This is a genomic window from Mycobacterium sp. 29Ha, assembly GCF_032883055.1.
Lineage (GTDB): Bacteria > Actinomycetota > Actinomycetes > Mycobacteriales > Mycobacteriaceae > Mycobacterium > Mycobacterium gallinarum.
Genome location: NZ_JAMQTI010000015.1, coordinates 151,390 through 172,668 on the forward strand (window position 1 = coordinate 151,390; position 21,279 = coordinate 172,668).

The window sequence follows — 21,279 nt, forward strand, 5'->3', positions numbered from 1 at the left end:
CTAGTCCATCCGCCCCGCGTCGATCACGCGAAGGACGGCCGCGCCCTCCTCGTCGGACGCCTCCAGGTCCACCTCCGCTGAAAAGCCCCAATCGTGGTCGCCTGCAGGGTCGTCGAGGATCTGACGCACCCGCCACACGCCGGGCTCACGGTCGATGATCAACAGCGTGGGACCGCGCGCGTCGGCTCTCGTAAAGATCTCGTCGTGCTCGGCGAAGTACTCGTCGCCCACGTCCTGCCAGCGGTCCGACGTCCATCCCGAGCCGGAGTCCAACTCGCCGAGTTCATCCCACCGCCGCCGCGCGAACAACTCGACCCGGCGGAACAGCGCATTGCGCACCATCGCGGTGAACGCCCGTTCGTTCCCCGTCAACGGGCGCGGCCGGGCCGGCACCGCGACCGGCGCCTCCAACGGCTGGTCGGGGTTGGTGAGCTCCTCCCATTCGTCCAGCAGACTCGAATCGACTTGGCGTACAAGCTCGCCGAGCCACTCGACGATGTCGGTGAGCTCTTCGGTCCGCGCCGAGGCAGGCACACCCGACCGCAGCGCCTTGAACGCATCCGACAGGTAGCGCAGCACCGCGCCCTCCGCGCGGGTCAACCCGTACACGCTGACGTACTCACGGAACGTGAACGCCCGCTCCCACATCTCGCGCACGACCGCCTTGGGCGACAGCTGACCATCGGCGGCCCACGGGTTGGTCCGCAGATACACCTCGAACGTGTACCCGAGCAGTTCCTCCAGCGGCCGCGGATAGGTGACGTCGTCGAGCAGTTCCATCCGCTCGTCGTACTCGATGCCCTCGGCCTTCATCGCCGCGATCGCCTCACCCCGAGCCTTCTTCAACTGGGCGGCCATGATCTGGCGCGGGTCCTCCAGCGTCGCCTCGATGACCGAAACCACATCCAGTGCGTATGTTTCCGACTCCGCATCGAGCACCTCGACCGCCGCCAGCGCGAATGTCGACAACGGTTGGTTCAACGCGAAGTCCGGGGGCAGATCCACGGTCAGCCGGTAACGGCGCCCATCGGGCTCGGGTTCGGCAAGCCGCTCCACGACACCCGCCTGCAGCAGCGACCGGGCGATACCCACCGCCTCGCGGATGTGCCGCAGCTGGCGCTTGCGTGGCTCGTGGTTCTCAGTCAATAGCCTGCGCATCGCGGCGAACGGGTCACCTGGGCGGTCGACGACATCGAGGATCATCGCCGTCGACACCCGCATGTTGCTGGTGAGCGGTTCCGGGGTGGCGTCCACCAACTTCGTCATCGTCTTCTCGCTCCACGGCACCATGCCCTCGGGCACCTTGCGGCGCACCAGCTTTCGCCGCTTCTTCGGGTCGTCGGCCACCTTCGCGAACTGTTTGAGGTTCTCCACCTCGTGGTCGGGCGCCTGGACGACGACGGTGCCCGCAGTGTCGTAGCCCGCCCGTCCGGCCCGTCCCGCGATCTGATGAAACTCGCGGGCGTTGAGCAGCCGGGTGCGCGTCCCGTCGTACTTCGACAACGCGGAGAACACGACGGTCCGGATCGGGACGTTGATGCCGACGCCGAGAGTGTCCGTGCCGCAAATGACTTTGAGCAAGCCGGCCTGTGCCAACTGCTCGACAAGGCGTCGGTACTTGGGCAGCATCCCGGCGTGGTGTACACCGATTCCGTGCCGGACCAACCGCGACAACGTCGTCCCGAACGCGGAGGAGAACCGAAAGCCACCGATCAATTCGGCGATCGCCTTCTTCTCCTCCTTGGTGCACACATTGACGCTCATCAGTGCCTGCGCGCGCTCCAGCGCCGATGCCTGGGTGAAATGCACCACGTAGATCGGCGCCTGCTTCGTTTGCAGTAGGTCGCCGATCGTCTCGTGCATCGGCGTGGTGGCGTAGTAGTGGTGCAGCGGGACCGGCCGGACCGCGTTGGCCACCAGCGCCGTCGGCCTGCCGGTGCGCCGGGTCAGATCCTCGCGCAGGAACGTGACATCGCCGAGTGTGGCTGACATCAGCAGGAATTGGGCCTTCGGCAACTCCAGCAGCGGAACCTGCCAGGCCCACCCCCGGTCGGGGTCGCCGTAGAAGTGGAACTCGTCCATCACCACCAAGCCGATGTCGGCAGAAGCGCCTTCGCGCAAGGAGATGTTGGCCAGCACTTCCGCGGTGCAGGTGATGATCGGTGCGCCCGCGTTGACGGCGGCATCGCCGGTGAGCATGCCGACGTTCTCCGCACCGAACACGTCGCACAGCGCGAAGAACTTCTCGCTCACCAACGCCTTGATCGGCGCGGTGTAGTAGCTGCGCCGCGTCGCCGCCAGCGCCGCGTACAGCGCGCCCGTCGCCACCAATGACTTGCCCGAACCGGTCGGCGTCGCCAGCACCACGTTCGCGCCGCTGACCAATTCGATCAGCGCTTCCTCCTGTGCGGGGTAGAGCACGGTGCCCTGCGCCTCGGCCCACGCCGCGAACGTGGTGAACAGCTCGTCGGGGTCGTCGAGGCGCGGGGCAGTCAGGATCATCTCGAGGACCAGCCTGCCCTACGGCCGTCGGTCAGCCGAATTCGAGCAGCGTGTAGGCGCCGCGGTGTTGTTTCGTCGGCTTCCACTGCCAGAAGGCCGGGAACAACTTCTCGAACACAAAGCCTCGCCCCTTGGGCATCGGCAGGTCGTGGACGGCTCGGATACCCGGCACCGTGTTGGCCAGATCGGCCAGTTGCTTGGGGGACAGGCTGAACGGCATCGGGGGGACGCGATAGCGCCGTGAGGAGCGCATGCCCTTCGGCGCCAAGCGCTTCACCATGACCGGCGGGAGGTCGAAGATCATCTGACCGCCGGGAAACCGCCGAGCGCACTCGGTGATCAGGGACATCGCCTCGGCCGGTTGCAGATACATCAGTAAGCCCTCCGCGGTGATGAAGACACCGTCGCTCGAGTCGACGGCGTCCATCCAGGAGTAGTCCAGCGCGGACTGCGCGAGGGTGGTGATGCGCTCAGACGCCGGCAGCAGCCGCTGGCGAAGGTCGATGATCGGCTGGAAATCGACCGTGATCCAACGGAATCCGTAATCGGGTAACGCACTACTGAGGCGCCAGAAACTCGTCTGCAGGCCTTCGGCGAGGGCGACCACGGTGGCGTTCGGATGCCGAGAAAGGTAGCGCGTCGCGGCTCGATCGAAGGCGAGTGACCGCAGGGCCATCTCCTGACCCTTGCGGCGGCCGAACTTGTCGAAGTCGAAGTCGATCGCATCGACGAGCCGGATCGCCATCGGGTCGTCGATGATGGCGTCCGGGTGGCGGGCTTGATATGCCCTGCCGTTCAGCGTCAGCAGTGCCGTTTCCGAGACTCCGGTGAGCATGCTGGCGTCGGCGCGGTCGCCGGATGTGTATGCCACGCGGCATCAAGCCCGGACGGGCAGCGGGCCGGTGATGTTCGACGGTCGGCACCACAGCGCAACCAGGAGGCACAGCACGGCGGCCACGGCGAAGGCCGCGTGCACGCTGAACGCGTCGGCGGTTCCGCCGAGCAGCGCGGCGGCGAGCGGTCGTGACCCGAGGAAGCCCACGAGCCAGAGCGCCATGATCCGGCCCCGCAACTCCTCGGGGGCGCGCTCCTGCACGACGGTGCTCAGCCCGGTCATCGCCCAGCCGAAGCCCAGGCCCGCCAGCGCGAACCCGCCGATCGCGAGCGCAGGTTCCGTCGCGGCCACGAGCACGCCGCAGCCCGCACCCAGCCCCGCCAATCCGATCGCCGACACGTTCGCCGACGCCATCCGGCCGCCCATGATCGCCAGCGCCGCCATCCCCAGTGCCGCGCCGATGCCGAAGCTCGCCGACAGCACCCCGATCAGACGTGCGTCGCCGCCCAGTTCATCGGCCATCGATGGGGCCAACGTGATCGATGAGTCGGAGGCGAAGCCGACCGCCCCCACCGCGATCAACGCCAGCAGCAGTGGGCGGTCGCGCCACACGTATTTCAGGGCGACCCGGACGCGGTAGTCCGTGCCGTCCAACCGTACTGGCGGCGCCGGAAAACGCACGATGAGAAGGCAGACCGCAAACACCAGGTGTAACGCGGCGCTGACACCGAAGCCGGCCGCCGCCCCCAGATGGGCAGCGAGATAGGCGCCGGACGCGGGACCGACGATGCGTCCGATCGTCATGGGAATGCTGTTGAGCGCCATGGCCGTTGAGAGCTCACCGTCGCGAATCAGATCCGGCACGATGGACTGCATCGCCGGACCACCGACGACGAACCCGAAGCCGACGAGCAGCGTCCCGAGGAGCACGGGCGCGGCCACGGACACGCCCTGCTGCGAGGGCTCGACGAACAGCCATGCTGCGGTGAAACCGGAGCCGGCGACACACAGCACCCGGCCGAGCAGGATCTGCCGAGCAGGGTTTCCGGTGTCGGCCCATTTACCGCTGGTCGGACTGAGGATCAGCTGCGGCGCGAACTGGACGACGCCGACGAGACCCACCATGAGTGCGGATCGCGTCGCGTCGTACATCACGATCGCCGCGACGATGCCGTGCGTCCACACGGCGACGACCGAGATCATCTTTCCCCAGAAGAGCGCGCCGAAGACCGGGTCGAACATCAGCCGCAGCGCGCTGCGGGGCCCGGTCGGGGCGGTGACTTCAGCGGTCATCGGCTCACCGAGTTCTCGAAACGGTCGGTCAGTCGCTCCAACAGGGCGACGAGGGTATCGACGTCGGAGTCGGGCCAGTCCGCGATCGTCTTGGCGACCAACTCGCGTCGCCGCTCCGTCACAGTCGCGAGTGCGCTGCGGCCGAGATCGGTCAGCACCAGCACGCAACGGCGTTGGTCGTCGGTGGCGAACGCCTTTGTCAGCAGCCCGGCGGCGACGACGGCGCCAACCGTGCGGCTGGCGGTCGAATGCTCGACGGCCATGTACTCGGCGACGTCGCTGACCGAGGCCCCGTCGCCGGAGTTCTCGACGGCCCGCAGCACGCGCAGCGTCGACACGTTCGCGACCGGGTCTCCCTCGAGGAGCCGCCGACGCCAACTCGGCCGCTGACGTACGACATGAAGGCGCGTCAGCAGCTCGTCGAGATGGTCGTATCGCGAATGCGGCACGCATATATGCATAGCACATACATATTTACTATGGTCGAGCGGTGACCGTGACCTACGACGACGCACTCCGCGAACAGGTGCGTGCCCAACTCGCCGGGCACCGGCGCCGCGCCGTGACCGATCCGACGAAGCGGCACGCCGCCGTCGCGGTGGTCCTGGTCGAGTCCGAACTCGGGGAGGATCGGGTCGATCCCGCGAACGTCGACGACTGGATTGACGGTCGGCTGATGCCGGAGGAGGGCCTCGATGGCCGCATGGTCGACGTCTCTGGCGGCGCCGCGTTTCTGCTCTGCCGAAGGACGTCGCGGCTGACGTCGCACCCCGCGCAGTGGGCGCTGCCCGGTGGCCGGCTGGACCCGGGCGAGGATGCCGTCGACGCGGCGTTACGCGAGCTGGACGAGGAGGTCGGTGTCACGCTGCCGCACTCGTCGGTGCTGGGTCTGCTCGACGACTACCCGACGCGGTCCGGCTACGTGATCACGCCGGTGGTCATCTGGGGCGGCGGCCGGCTGGACCTGCGTCCCGCACCCGACGAGGTGGTGGCGGTCTACCGTGTCGGGCTGCATCAATTGCAGCGCGACGATTCGCCGCGGTTCATCACCATCCCCGAAAGCCCGCGCCCCGTCGTTCAGATCCCGTTGGGCAACGACCTGATCCACGCACCCACCGGCGCGGTCCTGCTGCAGCTGCGCTGGCTCTGCCTCGAGGGCCGCACCGATCCGGTCGACGAGCTCGAACAACCCGTGTTCGCCTGGAAATAGCGTCAGGCGAGTCCGCTCAGCGCCGTCGGCAGCGGCGCACGGTGCAGCACACCGAGACGCTGGGTGGCTCGGGTCAGCGCGACATACAGCTCGGCCGCGCCCCGCGGTCCCATGGTCAGGATCCGGTCCGGGTCGACCACCAACACGGCGTCGAACTCCAGACCCTTGGTCTCCGACGGCGGCACCGCACCGGGCACATCCGGTGGCCCGATCACCACACTGGTGCCCTCCCGCTGCGCCTCCACGTCAACGAATTCGTCGATGGCCGAGGCCATCTCGTCATCGGTGACCTGCCGTGACCACGGCATGACCCCGCACGCGCGCACCGAGTCCGGAGGTCGGATGTCGGGTGCGAACTCCGCGAGCAGCGCGGCGGCGACGGCCATGATCTCCGCGGGCGTGCGGTAGTTCACCGAAAGGGAACGGTAGACCCACCGGCCTGGCACATACGGTTCGAGCATCGTGTCCCAGGTCGTCGCGCCGGCCGCCGACCGGCGCTGGGCCAGATCGCCGACCACGGTGAACGAACGGTTCGGACAGCGGCGCATCAGCACCCGCCAGTCCATCTCGGACAGTTCCTGCGCCTCGTCGACCACGACGTGCCCGTAGGTCCAATCCCGGTCTGCGGCAGCGCGTTCGGTGAGTTCCCGGGTATCGCGCTCGATGAAACGTTCGGCCAGGTCCTCGGCGTAGAGCAGGTCCTGGGCGAGCAGATGGTCCTCGTCGTCCATCAGATCCTCGCGGCTGACGAGCAGGTCGAGCACGCCGGCGGCGTACGCGGCTTCGGCGTTGCGTTCTCGCGCGGCGGTGTCGTCGGCGGTCTTGTCGCGGCCAAGCAGGTCGACGAGTTCGTCGAGCAGTGGCACATCGGCGATGGTCCAGGCGTCGCCGTCGGCGCGGTACAGCACCTCGTCCGCCTTCGCGGCGCGTAGACGTTCGCGCGACGAGTACAGCTCGGACAGCAGAGTCTGCGGCGTGAGCTTCGGCCAGAGTTCGTCGAGCGCGGCGGTGAACGCGGCGTTGTCGGCGAGCTCGTCGATCAGGTTGGTGCGCAGCTGTTCCCACGCATCGCGGTCGTCGCGGGTGAGCCAGCCCTTGCCGATCCGCGCGATCGCGCGCTCGGTGAGGACGTACGTGACGATCTCGGTGAACACCTCGCGAGCTTCGTTGTGCGGCCGGTCGCTCGTCCGTGCCTCCTCGCGGGCCCACTCCGCGGTCTCGGCGTCGATGCGCACCGTGACGTCCGACAGCTCGATCGGGAGCGGATCCTTAGGCAGCCGTTGCCGATCCGCGACGGCGGCGGCCAGCACGTCGAGCATCTTCAACGAGCCTTTGAGCCGCGCGACCTCGTCGGCCTCCTCGGCGGTGGTGCGCAGACCGGGTACGAGGTCACCGACCGTCATGAACACGACATCGGACTCGCCCAGCGACGGGAGCACCCGGCCGATGTGGTCGAGAAACGCCGGGTTGGGGCCGATCACGAGGACACCGTGGCGTTCCATGCGCTTGCGCTGGGTGTACAGCAGATAGGCCACGCGGTGCAGCGCCACCACAGTCTTGCCGGTGCCGGGTCCGCCCTCGATCACCATGACGCCGAGATGATCGCTGCGAATGATCTCGTCCTGCTCGGCCTGGATCGTCGCGACGATGTCGCGCATGCCCTCGCCGCGCGGCGCGTTGATCGCGGCCAACAGTGCCGCATCCCCACGTTCGTCGCCGGTGGGACGGCCGAGGACCTCGTCGGTGAAGTCGACGATCCGTCGCCCGCGGGTGTGGAACTGGCGGCGCAGCCGCATGTCCTCCGGCGTCGCGGCGGTCGCGATGTAGAACGCGCGAGCCGCGGGCGCGCGCCAGTCGAGCAGCAGCGGCTCCTTGTCTTCGTCGAGAATGCCGATGCGGCCGATGTACGACCGTTCGCCGGTGACGCTGTCGAGCCGGCCGAAGCACAGCCCGCCGTCCGCAACCTCGAGGCGAGCGGCTTGTTTGGCCAGCGCTCGCACCTCGACGTCGCGTGCCACGAGCGTGCCGCCGTCCATGCGGTCCACCGGGGCTCCGAGCGCGTCGCTGTACTTGCCCTTCACCCGCGCGCGTTCGGCGTCCAGCCGTGTGTACAACCCGTCGACGTAGGTCTGCTCGGAGCGCAGCTCGTCGTCGTAGTCCTGCTTAGACACATGCCCCCAAATCGTCAGCTGGTCGGTCGCTCCATTGTCGCTTCCTACACGGTCCGCTCTGAGCAGGCGCAATGCAGCTTATGCATAAGCTGGCGGCCAATGTTCATCGTGGTGCTCAGCGCGGTCCTGGCGCTCATGAACGTCTATGTGTGGAAGCGGTTCGTCAAGGACACCACCCGGCCGGGCCGCACCCGACGGACCCTGGCGGCGGTGCTCGTCGGGCTGGGGGTGCTGCTGCTGGCGGCGCTCGTCGTGCCGCGGTTCACCGATGTCTCCAAGGCCGGCTGGTACGCGTGGCCGGGCTACCTGTGGTTCGGGGTGCTCGTCTACCTGTTCCTTACATTGCTCGCCCTCGAGCCGGCGCGGCTTGCGTTGCGCGGCTGGGCCAAGCGACAACCGCAAGCACCGACAGCAGCCGAAGAGCCTGCCGAGCCCGACCGCCATGCGCTGAATCGCCGGATGTTCCTCGCGCGAGCGAGTGCGGTCGCCGCCGGGGCGGCGTCGGTCGGCCTCGTCGGCGTCGGCACGGCCACCGCGCTGGGACCGCCTGACCTGCTGCAGGTTCCGGTGCGACTGCGGCGGTTGGATCCCGCGTTCGGCGGGTTCCGCATCGCGTTGGTGTCCGATATCCATCTCGGGCCGCTGGTGGGGCGGGCGCACACCGAGCGCATCGTCGACATCATCAACGCCGCGCAGGTCGACCTGGTCGCGATCGTCGGGGATCTCGTGGACGGCACCGTCGCCGAACTCGGGCCCGCGGCCGCACCGTTTCAGGATCTGGCCGCACCGGAGGGCACATTCTTCGTCACCGGCAACCACGAGTACTTCGTCGAGGACACTGCCGAATGGCTGAACGAGCTGGAGCGGTTCGGGGTCCGGACGCTGCGCAACGAGAACACCGCGATCCGCCGCGGCGGCGCTGCGTTCGATCTCGCGGGCATCAACGACATCGCGGGGGAGCAACGCGACGACCCGCCTGACTTCGATCGCGCCCTTGCGGGTGTCGACGCCTCACGACCGACGATCCTGCTCGCACACCAACCGGTCATGGTTTCCGAGGCGGCCGCCCGCGGAGTCGACCTACAGCTGTCCGGTCACACCCACGGCGGGCAGATGTGGCCCTTTCACTACGTGGTCGAAATGGTGCAGCCGTCACTGGCGGGCCTGTCGACCGTTGACGACACCCAGTTGTACGTCACCCGCGGGGCGGGGTTCTGGGGGCCGCCCGTCCGGATCGGCGCACCGCCCGACATCGCGGTGCTGACGTTGGAAGGCGAGTCTTAGCGGCGGTCATTGACATGTTGACACAAATAGCTAATCGTTGTGCCAACCGATACATCGGAGGGCGCCATGACCGCAGCTGCCGAGACTTCCGCGACGCACGACACCGGATCGGTACGGCCGAAGGTTCTGGTCGAGTTCCGTAAGCACAGCGGGAGCACCCTCGGGGGCTTCTTCGGCGCTGCCGCATTCGACGAGGTTGCCCTGGTGCCGGTGGCGGCGGCGGTCGACAAGACCGGGCGTTTTGCCGCCAACTTCGCTGATCGTGGTGTGCGCAGCGGGTTTTCGGCCCTACTCGCCATCTGGGGCGACGCCACCGACAAGGTCGCCGAGGCCGACCGACTCAAAACGATGCACCGCGAGGTGCGAGGTAAGGGCACCGGCGACTTCGCCGACGTGCGCTACAGCGCGCTCGACCCCAAACTGTGGAACTGGATTGCGGTCAGCGGAATGTTCGTGGTGCTCAACTCCTTCACGCCGTGTACCGGAATCGTGCTGTCCGACGCCGAACGTGAACTCGCCTACGCCCAACTGCTCGACGCCTTCTCGGCGCTCGAGTTGCCGGGCAAGAACTCGAAGTTGCCTGCGACCTATGCCGAAGCCGAGGACTACTACGAATCGATGGTCCGGGATGAACTGCAGGCCAACGCATTCCTGCAGAGGGTCACTCTCGATCTGACCCGGCTGCCCCTGCCGACCCTGGTGCTCCCCGCGCCGTTGCGCCGGCTGCTGACGCCGCCGTGGCTGGTGTTGCGACCGGTCGCGGGCCACGTGCTCAAGGTGTGTTCCTTCGGCATCCTGCATCCAGGGATCCGCGAGCTGACCGGCTTCCGGTGGGAGTCGCGCCACGACCTCGAGTTCGCGTTGTACACCCGTGTACTGCAGCTGGCGTGGCGGGTACTTCCCGACAAGCTGTTGCTGATCCCGTTGGCGCGCAATCGAATCGAATACGAGAAACTGGTCCATGTGCATCGGTCGGTTGCGCTGGATTCGTTCGCGCCGCCGACTGGCTGCCCCGTTCGCTGATTAGGCTGACTGGATGCGCCGCACCAACGCCAGCCCCACCGAGCAGGAGGCTGCGATTCTGAAGGCCGCCGCCGAGGAGGTGGCGCTCGTCGGCGTGGGCCGGCTGAGCATGGAAGTCATCGCGCGGCAAGCGGGTGTCAGCCGCAGCACCCTGTACCGGCGCTTCCCCAGCCGGGAGGCATTGGTCACCGAACTGGGCAGGCAGACTTTCGATTTCGCGATGGCGCGGCTGCAGACCGTGGCGATCGACAGCGGACCCGCCGACGCCGCGGTTGCGACATTCCGCGAAGGGGTCCGGCTACTCACCGGTGAACCGGTGATGCGCCGGTTCCTGCAGTTGGACGGCGACTTCACCGCGGTGACGGGAATGTTCGACGAGGCGAGAGCCTTCCTGAGCAGTGCGGCCACCTCGATGGCCAAGGCGCTGCGCGCGGCGGGCGCGACGATGCCGGACGACGACCTGCTCGCCGTTTCCGAACTGCACATCCGGTTGGCCGTCTCGCTGGTTCAGGTCAGCACCGGCGTGCTCGACGTGACCGACGACGATGCGGTCGCCACCTACGCCAGAACCCACCTGGCGCCGCTCGTGCGCTGAACCGGGCTGTCACAGAAGCCCGCCTGTCACAGAAGCCATGCCTGGGCGGTCATACCTGGCGACAGGAACGACCCAACAGGAAGGCGAATCATGAGAATCGTCGTCATCGGAGGCACTGGATTCGTGGGCTCCAAGCTGGTGCACACACTGGAGGAGCACGGTCACGACGCCGTGGCCGCCGCCCCGTCAACCGGAGTGAACACGCTCACCGGTGAGGGTCTGGCAGCGGTCCTCACAGGCGCCGAGGTCGTCGTCGACGTATCGAACTCACCGACGCTCGACGACGCCGCCGTGGACTTTTTCCGGACGGCGACCACCAACCTGCTCAACGCCGAGAAGGCCGCCGGAGTGCGGCATCATGTCGCGCTCTCGGTGGTTGGCACCGATCGGCTCGCCCCGCAGAGCGGCTACTTCCAGGCAAAGCTGTTGCAGGAGAAGCTCATCAGCGAGGGGCCCACCCCGTTCTCGATCGTCCGCGCGACGCAGTTCTTCGAGTTCATCAAGACGCTCGCCGACTCAGCGACCGAAGGTGACGTGGTGCGGACGCCCACCGCGCTGTTCCAGCCGATGGCCGGCGTCGACGTCGCCGAGGGCGTTGCGATCACCGCGGTCAACGAGCCGGTGAACGGCATCGTCGAAATCGCTGGGCCGGAGGCATTCACGCTTGCCGGCGCCATCAGCACCTCGCTGACTGCACGCGGCGACACCCGCACGGTCATCGCCGACCCCGAGGCGCGCTATTGGGGCATCGCCCTCGAGGAACGCACCCTGGTCCCCGCTGACGGGGCCACGCTCTTCGACACCAGGTTAGAGGAGTGGATTCTCGAAGCGGCCGCAAAGGCCTAGCGGTGGACGACGTTCATCGAGGGTTAGGCGCAAGGCTACGTAAAGCCGGCTGGTCGAAGACTACGGGTTTTCCAGGGTCCGCTTTCGCGCTCCGGTTGCCAGGCTGGGTGTCATGAGTCAACGAATCAATTACGCAGAAGTTGCTCCCCGCGGCGTGAAAGTGCTTGCCGGCACAAATGCCTACGTCAGTCAATCGGGTCTTGCCCCGGAGCTGTTGGCCGCGGTGAACCTGAGGGTCTCGCTGATCAACGGCTGCGCCTACTGCATCGATATGCATTCCCGCGAGTTGCGCGAACTCGGGGTGTCCAACGAGAAGATCGCGCTGGTGCCGGTGTGGCACGAGGCGGAACAGCTGTTCGACGAACGCGAAAAGGCCGCCCTGGCATGGGCGGAGACCGTTACCCGCGTGTCGACCACGGGTGTCCCCGACAGCGACTACAAAGCCGTGTCGGCGCACTTCGGCGACAAGGAACTGGTGGACTTGACGATCGCGATCAGTCTGATGAACGCCTATAACCGGCTGGCGATCAGCTTCCGCAACGTGCCCGCCGGTGCGGCGGGGTAGGGCCCGCACTACGGGGCGACGTCGCAGCGCTGGAACCCGACATCGCGTAGGTCACGTCCCGCAGAAGGTTCGGTACTTACCGAAGTCCTCAGGCGCGGGTTCGGCGTAGCGCTCCAGGCCGGCACGTTCGTCGTACGGTGCGCTCACCGCCTCCAGGAGGCGCTCCAGCGCAGTCAGGTCGCCGTCGGTCGCCGCAGCCAGCGCCTCCTCGACGAGGTGATTGCGCGGAATGTATATCGGATTGACCCGATCCATCAGCTCAGCGTCCGGGTTCAGCGCCCGCCACCGCGAGAGCCATTCGTCGAACCCGGCGAGGTTCATGAACATGCCGCGCGCCGGCTCGGTGTCGCCGCGGGCCGCTCGGCCGAGGTTGCGGAAGAACGAGGTGAAGTCGACGTGGCTTTCCGCGAGCAGCGCGAGTACGTCGTTGATCAGCGGAGTCGCCACGTCCTCAGGGATGTCTTTGGCCAGCCCGACCTTGGCGCGCATCCCCGTCGCCAGCGCCGCCTGGAGCTCCACCCCGAAACCGGTGAGGCTCTCCTGGGCGAGCTGCACCGCGCGGTCCTGATCGCCATCGATCAGCGGCAGCAACGTCTCGGCGAACCGGGCAAGGTTCCAGCCCGCGATCGACGGCTGATTTCCGTAGGCGTAGCGGCCCCAGGAGTCGATCGAGCTGAACACCGCCTCTGGGTCGTAGGCCTCCATGAACGCGCACGGCCCGTAGTCGATGGTTTCGCCGGAGATCGTCATGTTGTCCGTGTTCATCACGCCGTGCACGAAACCGACGAGCATCCATTGCGCGATCAGGGCCGCCTGGGCCGCACCCACGCCGCCGAACAGCGCGAGGTAGGGATTGTCGGCGTTGGCCGCATCCGGATAGTGACGGGCAATGGCGTAGTCGGCCAGTCGCCGCAGCAGGACCTCGTCACCGCCGGCCGCCACGTATTGGAAGGTGCCGACGCGCAGATGGCTGCTTGCGACGCGGGCCAGCACCGCGCCGGGCAGCGGAGTTTCGCGTTGTACCGCGCGACCCGTCGCGACCACAGCCAGCGAACGGGTCGTCGGGATACCGAGGGCGTGCATCCCCTCGCTGATGAGGTATTCGCGCAGCATGGGTCCGACCGCCGCGAGACCGTCTCCACCACGGGCGAACGGCGTTCTGCCCGAACCTTTGAGGTGGAGGTCGCGGTAGCCGCCGTCGACGGCGGCGAGTTCGCCCAGCAGTAGTGCCCGGCCGTCGCCGAGGCGGGGAACATAGCCGCCGAACTGATGTCCGGAGTAGGCCTGGGCCACCGGCGCGGCGCCGTCGGGGACCAGGTTGCCGGTGAGAAACCGCACCCCCTCGGGCCCACGCAGCCAGCGGGCGTCGAGGCCGAGCTGGGTGGCCAACGGATCGTTGAGAACAAGGAGACGAGGCTCGGGGGCGGCTTCGGCCTGCCAGCGGACGGCCAGCTCGGGCAACTCGCGCGCGAAGCGGTCGGCCAGGGCGATCGGCGTATCGGAGCCTGTGTCGGGTGCAACGCTCACGCCACCCAGCCTACGGACGGTGACAGGCCCGGTCTGTAGGGTGAGGTCCCCGGCAAATGCGTGCGGTCATCGGGGACCCGCCGCGCCGCGGGACGTTGGAGATTCGATCAGGGAGCAGTTCGGTGACGCTGAATACCATCGCGCTCGAGCTCGTCCCGCCGAACGTCGAAAACGGGCATGAGCGGGCGCTCGAGGAAGCGCAGAAGGTGCTGAGGTGCGCCGCGGAGACCGGCCTGCACGGCCGGATCCGGCACGTGATGATTCCCGGAATGATCGAAGAGGACGACGACCGGCCGATCGAGATGAAGCCGAAGATGGACGTCCTCGACTTCTGGAACGAGATCAGGCCCGAGCTGAGCGCGATGAACGGCCTGTGCACCCAGGTGACGGCGTTCCTGGACAAGGCGGCGCTGCGTCAGCGGCTGACCAAGCTGAGCTCGGCGGGATTCGACGGCATCGCCTTCGTCGGTGTGCCGCGCACCATGAACGACGGCGAAGGGTCCGGGGTCGCGCCGACGGACGCCCTGTCGATCTACGACGACCTGGTGCCCAACCGCGGAGTCATCCTGATCCCGACCCGCGAGGGCGAACACGGTCGCTTCAACTTCAAGTGCGACCAGGGCGCGACGTACGGCATGACCCAGCTGCTGTACTCCGACGCGATCGTCGGGTTCCTGCGCCACTTCGCGAGGGAGACCGACCATCGGCCCGAGATCCTGCTCTCGTTCGGCTTCGTGCCGAAGGTCGAGTCCAACATCGGCCTCATCAACTGGTTGATCCAGGACCAGGGCAACGCTGCCGTCGCCGCCGAGCAGGAGTTCGTCAAACAGTTGGCCGCCACCGAGCCGTCGGAGAAGCGGCTGCTGATGGTCGATTTGTACAAGCGGGTGGTCGACGGGGTCGGCGAGCTGGGGTTCCCGATCAGCATCCATCTCGAGGCGACGTACGGGGTGTCCGTCCCGGCGTTCCAGACGTTCGCGGAGATGCTTGCCTACTGGTCACCCGACAAGCCTTAAGCCTCCGGAGTCAACACTCCACCCGGCACCTGCTCCGGCTGCGACGGTGTCAGGACATGCGTTGGCACCTGCGATAATGGCGCCCGGCCGCTCTGCCCCTCCGCCGGAGGGGCCACGCACTTGTTGGTCTTGCTGTCCCAGCTGCCACCCGACTTCCAGCAGCATTCATGAACTGCGTCGGTGCCTCTGTTGTCGAGCAGCACATCGTCCGGAATGTTCTGTATGCAGCGGTCGTATATTCCGATGTCCCACGCCGGTAGGGCCGTGGCGACTGCGGCCGATCCGAGCACCAGTCCCACCGCGAGTGTTGGGACCGCGAGGAGGCGGGCTGAGCTGTTCATGTCATTTCCTTTCGCTGAAGTTGCGGTTGAGGAAATGCTCGGCCAAACGGGCACGCGCGCTCTAGTCACGGATCTGTACCGATGGTGGTCCCGAATCTGTAGTAGCCAGCGGCATCGATCAGCGGTCTACTGGTAATACGTTTGCTGGACCGTCACGGGGAGGGTGCGCATGTCTGGATACGGTCAGTTTTGTCCCGTAGCGAAAGCCATGGAGCTACTCGACGAGCGATGGACGATGTTGGTGGTCCGCGAGCTGCTTGCGGGCAGCACGCATTTCAATGATCTGCGTCGCGGCGTGCCGAAAATGTCGCCGTCGCTGCTGTCCAAGCGACTGCAAACCTTGACCCGCGCCGGCGTCGTGCAGCGGTCCGAGGTTGGCAACCGCACGGTGTATACGTTGACCGAATGCGGCCGCGAACTCGTCGCCGTTGTCGAAGCCCTCGGGATGTGGAGCGTGCGCTGGTTCAGCGATCTCGTCGAAAAGGATCTCGACCCGAGTGTGCTGATGTGGGACATCCGCCGCACGATTCCGCTCGATGAATGGCCGAGAGCGCGGACCGTGGTCGCGTTCCGGCTGTCGGGTGCGCCGCCCAAGTCCTCGTCGTGGTGGCTGATGGTCGCGGACGGTGAGGCGGAGGTCTGCGACTTCGATCCGGGATATGACGTCGCGGCGACGGTGTCGACAAGCCTGCGGGCGCTGACGCAGATCTGGCGCGGCGACCAGTCGTGGCAGCGGGCCGTACTGGACGGATCGGTGTCGATCGACGGCACTTCCGATGCGCGCCGTGCGGTGCCGATGTGGATCGGTCAATCGACACTAGCTGCAGTGCCGCGACCGGCCTGACTTATCCTGGCGCGAGTGCCCGAGCTGTCCGCCGCTGAGCTCCGCCAGCGCCTCGATGGCCTGACGATCCGCGACGCGGCACGCCTTGGCCGGCGTCTCAAGAACCTTCGCGGCGCCGGGCCCGACAAACTGCGCGGGATCGCCGATCAGATCACCGCCGGCGAAGGCCTGATCGCGACCCGGCTGGCCGCGGTGCCGGCGATCACCTATCCCGACCTTCCGGTCAGCGAGCGCCGCGACGAGATCGCCAAGGCGATCACCGACCACCAGGTCGTCATCGTCGCCGGGGAGACGGGTTCGGGGAAGACGACGCAGCTGCCGAAGATCTGCCTCGAACTCGGCCGCGGTATCCGCGGCACGATCGGCCACACGCAACCGCGCCGCCTCGCCGCACGCACGGTCGGACAACGCATCGCCGACGAATTGGGCACACCACTGGGCGACGCTGTCGGCTACACCGTGCGGTTCACCGATCAGGCCAGTGACCGCACCCTGGTGAAGCTGATGACCGACGGCATCCTGCTCGCCGAGATCCAGCGCGACCGCCGACTGCTGCGCTACGACACGCTCATCCTTGACGAGGCGCACGAGCGCAGCCTCAACATCGACTTTCTGCTCGGCTATCTCCGTGAGCTGCTGCCGCGACGGCCCGACCTCAAGGTGATCGTCACCTCCGCGACGATCGAGCCCCAACGGTTCGCGGCGCACTTCTCGGGTGCTCCCATCGTGGAGGTGTCGGGGCGGACATATCCGGTCGAGATCCGTTATCGGCCTTTGGAAGTGCCGGCGGTTGCCGACGACAGCGACGACCCAGACGATCCCGACCACGAGGTCGTGCGTACCGAATTACGCGACCAGACCGAGGCGATCGTCGACGCCGTCGACGAACTATCCGCGGAACCGCCGGGTGACGTCCTGGTGTTTCTATCGGGTGAGCGTGAGATCCGCGACACCGCAGAGGCTTTACGTCCTCTGAAGAACACCGAGGTGCTGCCGCTCTACGCCAGGCTGCCCACCGCCGAACAGCAGCGGGTCTTTCAGCCCAGTCAGAGCGCGCGGCGAATCGTGTTGGCCACCAACGTCGCCGAGACCTCGCTGACGGTGCCGGGCATCCGCTATGTCGTCGATCCCGGCACCGCCCGGATCTCGCGGTACAGCCGAAGGACCAAGGTGCAGCGGTTGCCGATCGAGCCGATCTCGCAGGCGTCGGCCGCCCAGCGCGCCGGCCGATCGGGCCGCACCGCACCCGGTGTGTGCATTCGCCTCTACTCCGAGGAAGATTTCGAGTCGCGTCCGCGCTACACGGATCCGGAGATTCTGCGGACCAACCTGGCCGCGGTCATTCTGCAGATGGCGGCGCTGAATCTCGGTGATATCGAGACGTTTCCGTTTCTGGACCCGCCCGACCGGCGCAGCATCCGCGACGGCATCGCGTTGCTGCAGGAGCTCGGCGCCTTTGATGTTCACGGCGCCATCACCGATATCGGCCGGCGCCTGGCACAGCTGCCCGTCGACCCGCGCCTGGGGCGAATGATCCTGCAGGCCGACGAAGAGGGCTGCGTGCGCGAGATTCTCGTGCTCGCCGCCGCGCTGTCGATCCCCGATCCGCGTGAGCGCCCGGCCGACCGCGAGGAGGCCGCACGTCAGAAGCACGCCCGGTTCGCCGATGAGCACTCGGATTTCGTGTCCTACCTGAATCTGTGGCGCTATCTCGGTGAGCAACGAAAGGAACGTTCGGGCAACGCGTTTCGCCGGATGTGCCGCGAAGAGTTCCTGCACTATCTGCGCATCCGCGAATGGCAGGACCTGAGGGGGCAGCTGCGCAGCATTGCCCGGGATCTCGGCATCAGGGAGTCCGACGATCCCGAACCTGCTGATCCGTCCCGGGTGCACGCGGCGCTGCTGGCCGGTCTGCTGTCACATATCGGATTGCGCGAGGGCGAGTCTCGCGATTTTCAGGGTGCGCGCAACGTCAAGTTCGTCCTCGCTCCCGGTTCGGTGCTGACGAAGCGTCCGCCACGGTGGATCGTCGTCGCCGACCTCGTCGAGACCAGCCGGCTGTACGGCAGAATCGCAGCACGCATCAGGCCGGAGGACATCGAAAGGCTCGGGTCGGATCTCCTCATACGCACCTACAGTGAGCCGCACTGGGACGCACAGCGCGGCGCCGTCATGGCCTACGAACGCGTGACGCTGTTCGGACTGCCGCTGGTGCCACGACGCCGGGTCGGCTACGCGACGGTGGAGCCTGAGGTCGCCCGCGAACTGTTCATCCGGCATGCGCTGGTCGAGGGCGACTGGCAGGCACGCCACCACTTCTTCCGCGACAATGCGCGGCTGCGCGAGGAACTGGAGGAACTCGAGGACAAGGCGCGCAGGCGCGACCTGCTGGTCGGCGACGACGAGATCTATGCGTTCTACGACGCGCGTGTGCCCGCAGACGCCGTGTCGGCGAAGCACTTCGACGCGTGGTGGAAGAAGCAGCGGCACCAAACCCCTGACCTGCTCACGCTGACCCGTGACGATCTGCTGCGCAAGGACGACCCGGCCGCCGAGGGGCCGGACACCTGGCAGGCCGACGAGCTGTCACTGCCGCTGACGTATCGCTTCGAACCCGGCGCCGAGGACGACGGGGTGACCGTGCACGTGCCCGTCGAGGTACTGGCCCGGCTCGGCGGTGACGAATTCAGCTGGCAGGTACCGGCGTTGCGCGAGGAGCTCATCACTGCACTGATCAAGTCACTGCCAAAGGACCTGCGCCGCAACTTTGTTCCCGCACCGGACACCGCGCGCGCCGTGCTCGCCTCGATCGCGCCGGACGGCGAACCGATTCTGCAGGCCCTGCAGCGTGAACTGCACCGGCTGACCCGAGTGCTCGTGCCGATCGACGCATTCGACCTCGACAAGCTGCCGTCGCACCTTCGGGTCACCTTCGCCGTCGAGTCCGACGGCAAGGAGGTCGCGCGCGGAAAGGATCTCGAGGCCCTGCAGACCCAGTTGGCCGCGCCGATTCGCCGTGCCGTCGCCGAAGCGGTTGCAGGAGAGCTGGAACGGACCGGACTGCGGACGTGGCCCGACGATCTCGACGAGCTACCCCGCACCGTCGAACGCGCCAGCGGCGTGCACGCAGTGCGTGGCTTCCCCGCACTGGTCGACTCGGGAGCCGCGGTCGACATCCGCGTGTTCCCGACCGAAGCCGAGCAGGCGGCCGCGATGGTGCCTGGTATCCGAAGGCTGCTGCGACTGGCCGCCCCCTCGCCGGTGAAGAGCCTTGAGCGCCAACTGGATCCACGTGCCCGGCTGGTACTGGGCGCAAACCCTGACGGGTCGCTCGCGGCGCTGCTCGACGACTGCGCCGACGCGGCGACCGGCCGGCTTGCGCCGGTACCCGTGTGGACCCGCGCCGAGTTCAATGCGCTGCGTGACCGCGTCGCCGAACAACTCGTACCCACCACGCAGGCGATCCTCGGCCAGGTCGAGAAGGTGCTCGCCGCGGCCCACGACGTCGACCTCGCGCTGCCCGCCGCGCCGCCGCCGACGCAGGCCGACGCGATCGCCGACATACGCGACCAGCTCGCCAGGCTCATGCCGAAGGGCTTCGTCACCGCGACCGGGGCCGGCCGGCTGGTCGACCTCACCCGCTACCTCACCGCCATCAACCGTCGACTCGAGCGGCTGCCGCACGCCGTCGGCGCGGACCGCGAACGGATGCAGCGCGTGCACGATGTCCAGGACGCGCTCGACGACCTGATCGGTGCGCTGTCGCCCACCCGCGCGGGCGCCGACGACATCCGCGACATCGCCCGGCAGATCGAGGAGCTACGGGTCAGCCTGTGGGCACAGCAGCTCGGCACCCCACGGCCGGTCAGCGAGAAGCGGATCTACCGGGCGATCGACGCCGTCACACCGTGAGGACGGGTATCTATGGGAGCTATGGGAAACAGTGACCGATGGCGGGGCCGGCGCGCGGTCATCTGGGCAGCCGCGGTGAGCGTGCTGGTCGCCGGCTGCGGAAGCGAATCGACACCCAGCGAGACCACCACGGTGAAGGGCCCGGTGCCGACGATCAAGCCCGAGGTGCTCGCCGAGATGCCACACGATACGACGGCCTGGACTCAGGGCTTGGAGCTCGACGGTCCCAAGCTTTACGAGGGCACGGGTGTCGCGGGCGCCTCACAGGTGCGCGAACTCGACCCGGAAACGGGCGCGGTCCTGCGCGCTGCCGCAGCGCCCAACAACTACTACGGCGAGGGCATCACAGTCGTCGGCGACCGGATCTGGGAACTCACCTGGCAGAACAAGGTGGCCGTCGAGTGGGACAAGAACACCATGACCCCGCTGCGCGAGGTCCCGGTGAACGGCGAGGGCTGGGGACTGTGCGCCGACGGGGATCGGCTGGTCCGCAGCGACGGGTCCGACCGGCTGTTCTTCCACGATCCGGAGACGTTCGCCGAGACGGGTTCGGTTGCGGTCACGCGCGACGGCGACCCGCTGAGAAACCTCAATGAGCTGGAATGCGTCGACGGCCAGGTGTGGGCCAACGTCTGGACGTCCGACACGATCGTGCGGATCGACCCCGGGACCGGCGAGGTGAACACCGCCGTGGATGCCAGTGAGCTGGCCACAAACGCCGGCCGCGACCGTCAGAAGGTGTTGAACGGCATTGCCCACATCGACGGCGACGAGTACCTGATCACCGGCAAGTACTGGCCCAAGATGTACCGGGTCCGCATCGACGCCCCATCGGAATAGTCGCCGCGCCGGATCGGGTTGCCCCACACATGACCTTTGACCCCCGCACGCTGCTCGCCGACAGCCGACTCGGAGTACTGGCCACGATCAAGGCCAACGGCCTTCCGCAGCTGTCCCCGGTGACACCGTTCTACGACCGCGACGCCGACGTCATCTACGTGTCGATGACCGAGGGTCGCGCCAAGACCGCCAATGTGCGCCGGGATCCGCGCGCCGCGATCGAGGTCACGAGTTCCGACGGATGGGCCTGGGCCACCGCCGAGGGATCGGTGACGCTGACCGGGCCCGGCGCCGACGAGAACGGCCCCGAGGTGCAGGCGCTCGTCGACTACTACCGCAAGGCAGCTGGTGAGCATCCGGACTGGGAGGAGTACCGGTCGGTGATGGTGTCCGACCGCCGGGTGCTGATGACGATGACCGTTGAGCGCGTCTACGGCGAAAAGCTCCGCTGACGCCCCGTCGCACGAAAATACCT

At 67.4% G+C, this 21,279-nt stretch carries 18 protein-coding genes; 11 read left to right on the plus strand and 7 right to left on the minus strand.

Translation table 11 applies throughout. The features are described 5' to 3' along the window. The 4 genes from M1248_RS20360 to M1248_RS20375 are packed head-to-tail and all read right to left on the minus strand — an operon-like array spanning position 1 to position 5,091. The gene (locus M1248_RS20360) at positions 1 to 2,502 is read right to left on the minus strand and encodes a DEAD/DEAH box helicase (protein ID WP_163732209.1); all 2,502 of its coding nucleotides are present in this window, start codon (positions 2,500 to 2,502) and stop codon (positions 1 to 3) included. Between the two features lie 31 nt (positions 2,503 to 2,533). Further along, entirely contained in the window at positions 2,534 to 3,337 is an 804-nt protein-coding gene (locus M1248_RS20365) for a class I SAM-dependent methyltransferase (RefSeq protein WP_317149563.1), read from the minus strand. Between the two features lie 42 nt (positions 3,338 to 3,379). Further along, on the minus strand, positions 3,380 to 4,630 hold the full coding sequence (locus M1248_RS20370) for an MFS transporter (protein ID WP_317149543.1): 1,251 nt from the start codon (positions 4,628 to 4,630) through the stop codon (positions 3,380 to 3,382). Continuing rightward, a complete protein-coding gene (locus M1248_RS20375; RefSeq protein ID WP_163732202.1) occupies positions 4,627 to 5,091 on the minus strand; it encodes a MarR family winged helix-turn-helix transcriptional regulator in 465 nt (154 codons plus the stop codon). Before M1248_RS20375 ends, M1248_RS20370 begins: the two co-directional genes overlap by 4 nt. A gap of 29 nt (positions 5,092 to 5,120) precedes the next feature. On the opposite strand from M1248_RS20375, the gene M1248_RS20380 reads away from it, so the two are divergent. Beyond that, positions 5,121 to 5,840, plus strand: coding sequence for an NUDIX hydrolase (locus M1248_RS20380; protein ID WP_163732199.1), 720 nt, complete (start codon positions 5,121 to 5,123; stop codon positions 5,838 to 5,840). A 2-nt stretch (positions 5,841 to 5,842) separates the two neighbouring features. Here the strand turns inward: M1248_RS20380 and helR are convergent, their stop codons facing one another. After that, on the minus strand, positions 5,843 to 8,011 hold the full coding sequence (gene helR / locus M1248_RS20385) for an RNA polymerase recycling motor ATPase HelR (protein ID WP_317149544.1): 2,169 nt from the start codon (positions 8,009 to 8,011) through the stop codon (positions 5,843 to 5,845). Positions 8,012 to 8,110: 99 nt separating this feature from the next. Between helR and M1248_RS20390 the strand changes: the two genes are divergently transcribed. The 5 genes from M1248_RS20390 to M1248_RS20410 all read left to right on the plus strand — a co-directional run bounded on the left by M1248_RS20390 (position 8,111) and on the right by M1248_RS20410 (position 12,324). After that, positions 8,111 to 9,295, plus strand: a complete 1,185-nt coding sequence (locus M1248_RS20390) for a metallophosphoesterase (protein WP_317149545.1) — start codon at positions 8,111 to 8,113, stop codon at positions 9,293 to 9,295. A 66-nt stretch (positions 9,296 to 9,361) separates the two neighbouring features. Then, complete coding sequence (locus M1248_RS20395) at positions 9,362 to 10,318, plus strand: oxygenase MpaB family protein (RefSeq protein ID WP_163732193.1); 957 nt, start codon at positions 9,362 to 9,364, stop codon at positions 10,316 to 10,318. A gap of 13 nt (positions 10,319 to 10,331) precedes the next feature. Further along, on the plus strand, positions 10,332 to 10,913 hold the full coding sequence (locus M1248_RS20400) for a TetR/AcrR family transcriptional regulator (RefSeq protein WP_163732189.1): 582 nt from the start codon (positions 10,332 to 10,334) through the stop codon (positions 10,911 to 10,913). 90 nt (positions 10,914 to 11,003) lie between these two features. After that, positions 11,004 to 11,759, plus strand: a complete 756-nt coding sequence (locus M1248_RS20405) for an SDR family oxidoreductase (protein WP_317149546.1) — start codon at positions 11,004 to 11,006, stop codon at positions 11,757 to 11,759. A gap of 112 nt (positions 11,760 to 11,871) precedes the next feature. Continuing rightward, on the plus strand, positions 11,872 to 12,324 hold the full coding sequence (locus M1248_RS20410) for a carboxymuconolactone decarboxylase family protein (protein ID WP_163732181.1): 453 nt from the start codon (positions 11,872 to 11,874) through the stop codon (positions 12,322 to 12,324). A 51-nt stretch (positions 12,325 to 12,375) separates the two neighbouring features. Here M1248_RS20410 and M1248_RS20415 read toward each other — a convergent pair whose 3' ends face one another. Further along, on the minus strand, positions 12,376 to 13,851 hold the full coding sequence (locus M1248_RS20415) for a protein adenylyltransferase SelO (RefSeq protein WP_163732178.1): 1,476 nt from the start codon (positions 13,849 to 13,851) through the stop codon (positions 12,376 to 12,378). 122 nt (positions 13,852 to 13,973) lie between these two features. On the opposite strand from M1248_RS20415, the gene M1248_RS20420 reads away from it, so the two are divergent. Continuing rightward, entirely contained in the window at positions 13,974 to 14,867 is an 894-nt protein-coding gene (locus tag M1248_RS20420) for a mycobacterial-type methylenetetrahydrofolate reductase (protein WP_163732175.1), read from the plus strand. On the opposite strand, the gene M1248_RS20425 is transcribed toward M1248_RS20420, so the two are convergent. Continuing rightward, a complete protein-coding gene (locus M1248_RS20425) occupies positions 14,864 to 15,208 on the minus strand; it encodes a hypothetical protein (protein ID WP_163732172.1) in 345 nt (114 codons plus the stop codon). The genes M1248_RS20420 and M1248_RS20425 overlap by 4 nt on opposite strands. A 169-nt stretch (positions 15,209 to 15,377) precedes the next feature. On the opposite strand from M1248_RS20425, the gene M1248_RS20430 reads away from it, so the two are divergent. From M1248_RS20430 to M1248_RS20445, 4 genes are read left to right on the plus strand one after another with little or no spacing between them, the layout of a single operon-like run. Next, a complete protein-coding gene (locus M1248_RS20430; protein WP_317149547.1) occupies positions 15,378 to 16,052 on the plus strand; it encodes a helix-turn-helix domain-containing protein in 675 nt (224 codons plus the stop codon). 15 nt (positions 16,053 to 16,067) lie between these two features. Continuing rightward, positions 16,068 to 19,964, plus strand: coding sequence for an ATP-dependent RNA helicase HrpA (gene hrpA / locus M1248_RS20435; RefSeq protein ID WP_317149548.1), 3,897 nt, complete (start codon positions 16,068 to 16,070; stop codon positions 19,962 to 19,964). 21 nt (positions 19,965 to 19,985) lie between these two features. Beyond that, positions 19,986 to 20,804: a glutaminyl-peptide cyclotransferase gene (locus M1248_RS20440; protein WP_410506702.1), complete on the plus strand. Its 819-nt coding sequence runs from the start codon at positions 19,986 to 19,988 to the stop codon at positions 20,802 to 20,804. A gap of 29 nt (positions 20,805 to 20,833) precedes the next feature. Next, a complete protein-coding gene (locus M1248_RS20445; protein WP_317149550.1) occupies positions 20,834 to 21,256 on the plus strand; it encodes a PPOX class F420-dependent oxidoreductase in 423 nt (140 codons plus the stop codon). Positions 21,257 to 21,279 lie beyond the last annotated feature (23 nt).

Excerpts from the sequence above, each read along its gene's own strand:
- M1248_RS20440 (WP_410506702.1), top strand. The coding sequence starts at position 19,986 with ATGGGAAACAGTGACCGATGGCGGGGCCGGCGCGCGGTCATCTGGGCA.
- M1248_RS20405 (WP_317149546.1), top strand. The coding sequence starts at position 11,004 with ATGAGAATCGTCGTCATCGGAGGCACTGGATTCGTGGGCTCCAAGCTG.
- M1248_RS20430 (WP_317149547.1), top strand. The coding sequence starts at position 15,378 with ATGTCTGGATACGGTCAGTTTTGTCCCGTAGCGAAAGCCATGGAGCTA.
- M1248_RS20410 (WP_163732181.1), top strand. The coding sequence starts at position 11,872 with ATGAGTCAACGAATCAATTACGCAGAAGTTGCTCCCCGCGGCGTGAAA.
- M1248_RS20375 (WP_163732202.1), bottom strand. The coding sequence starts at position 5,091 with ATGCATATATGCGTGCCGCATTCGCGATACGACCATCTCGACGAGCTG.
- M1248_RS20360 (WP_163732209.1), bottom strand. The coding sequence starts at position 2,502 with ATGATCCTGACTGCCCCGCGCCTCGACGACCCCGACGAGCTGTTCACC.
- M1248_RS20395 (WP_163732193.1), top strand. The coding sequence starts at position 9,362 with ATGACCGCAGCTGCCGAGACTTCCGCGACGCACGACACCGGATCGGTA.
- M1248_RS20400 (WP_163732189.1), top strand. The coding sequence starts at position 10,332 with ATGCGCCGCACCAACGCCAGCCCCACCGAGCAGGAGGCTGCGATTCTG.
- M1248_RS20445 (WP_317149550.1), top strand. The coding sequence starts at position 20,834 with ATGACCTTTGACCCCCGCACGCTGCTCGCCGACAGCCGACTCGGAGTA.
- M1248_RS20390 (WP_317149545.1), top strand. The coding sequence starts at position 8,111 with ATGTTCATCGTGGTGCTCAGCGCGGTCCTGGCGCTCATGAACGTCTAT.
- M1248_RS20425 (WP_163732172.1), bottom strand. The coding sequence starts at position 15,208 with ATGAACAGCTCAGCCCGCCTCCTCGCGGTCCCAACACTCGCGGTGGGA.
- M1248_RS20365 (WP_317149563.1), bottom strand. The coding sequence starts at position 3,337 with ATGCTCACCGGAGTCTCGGAAACGGCACTGCTGACGCTGAACGGCAGG.
- M1248_RS20370 (WP_317149543.1), bottom strand. The coding sequence starts at position 4,630 with ATGACCGCTGAAGTCACCGCCCCGACCGGGCCCCGCAGCGCGCTGCGG.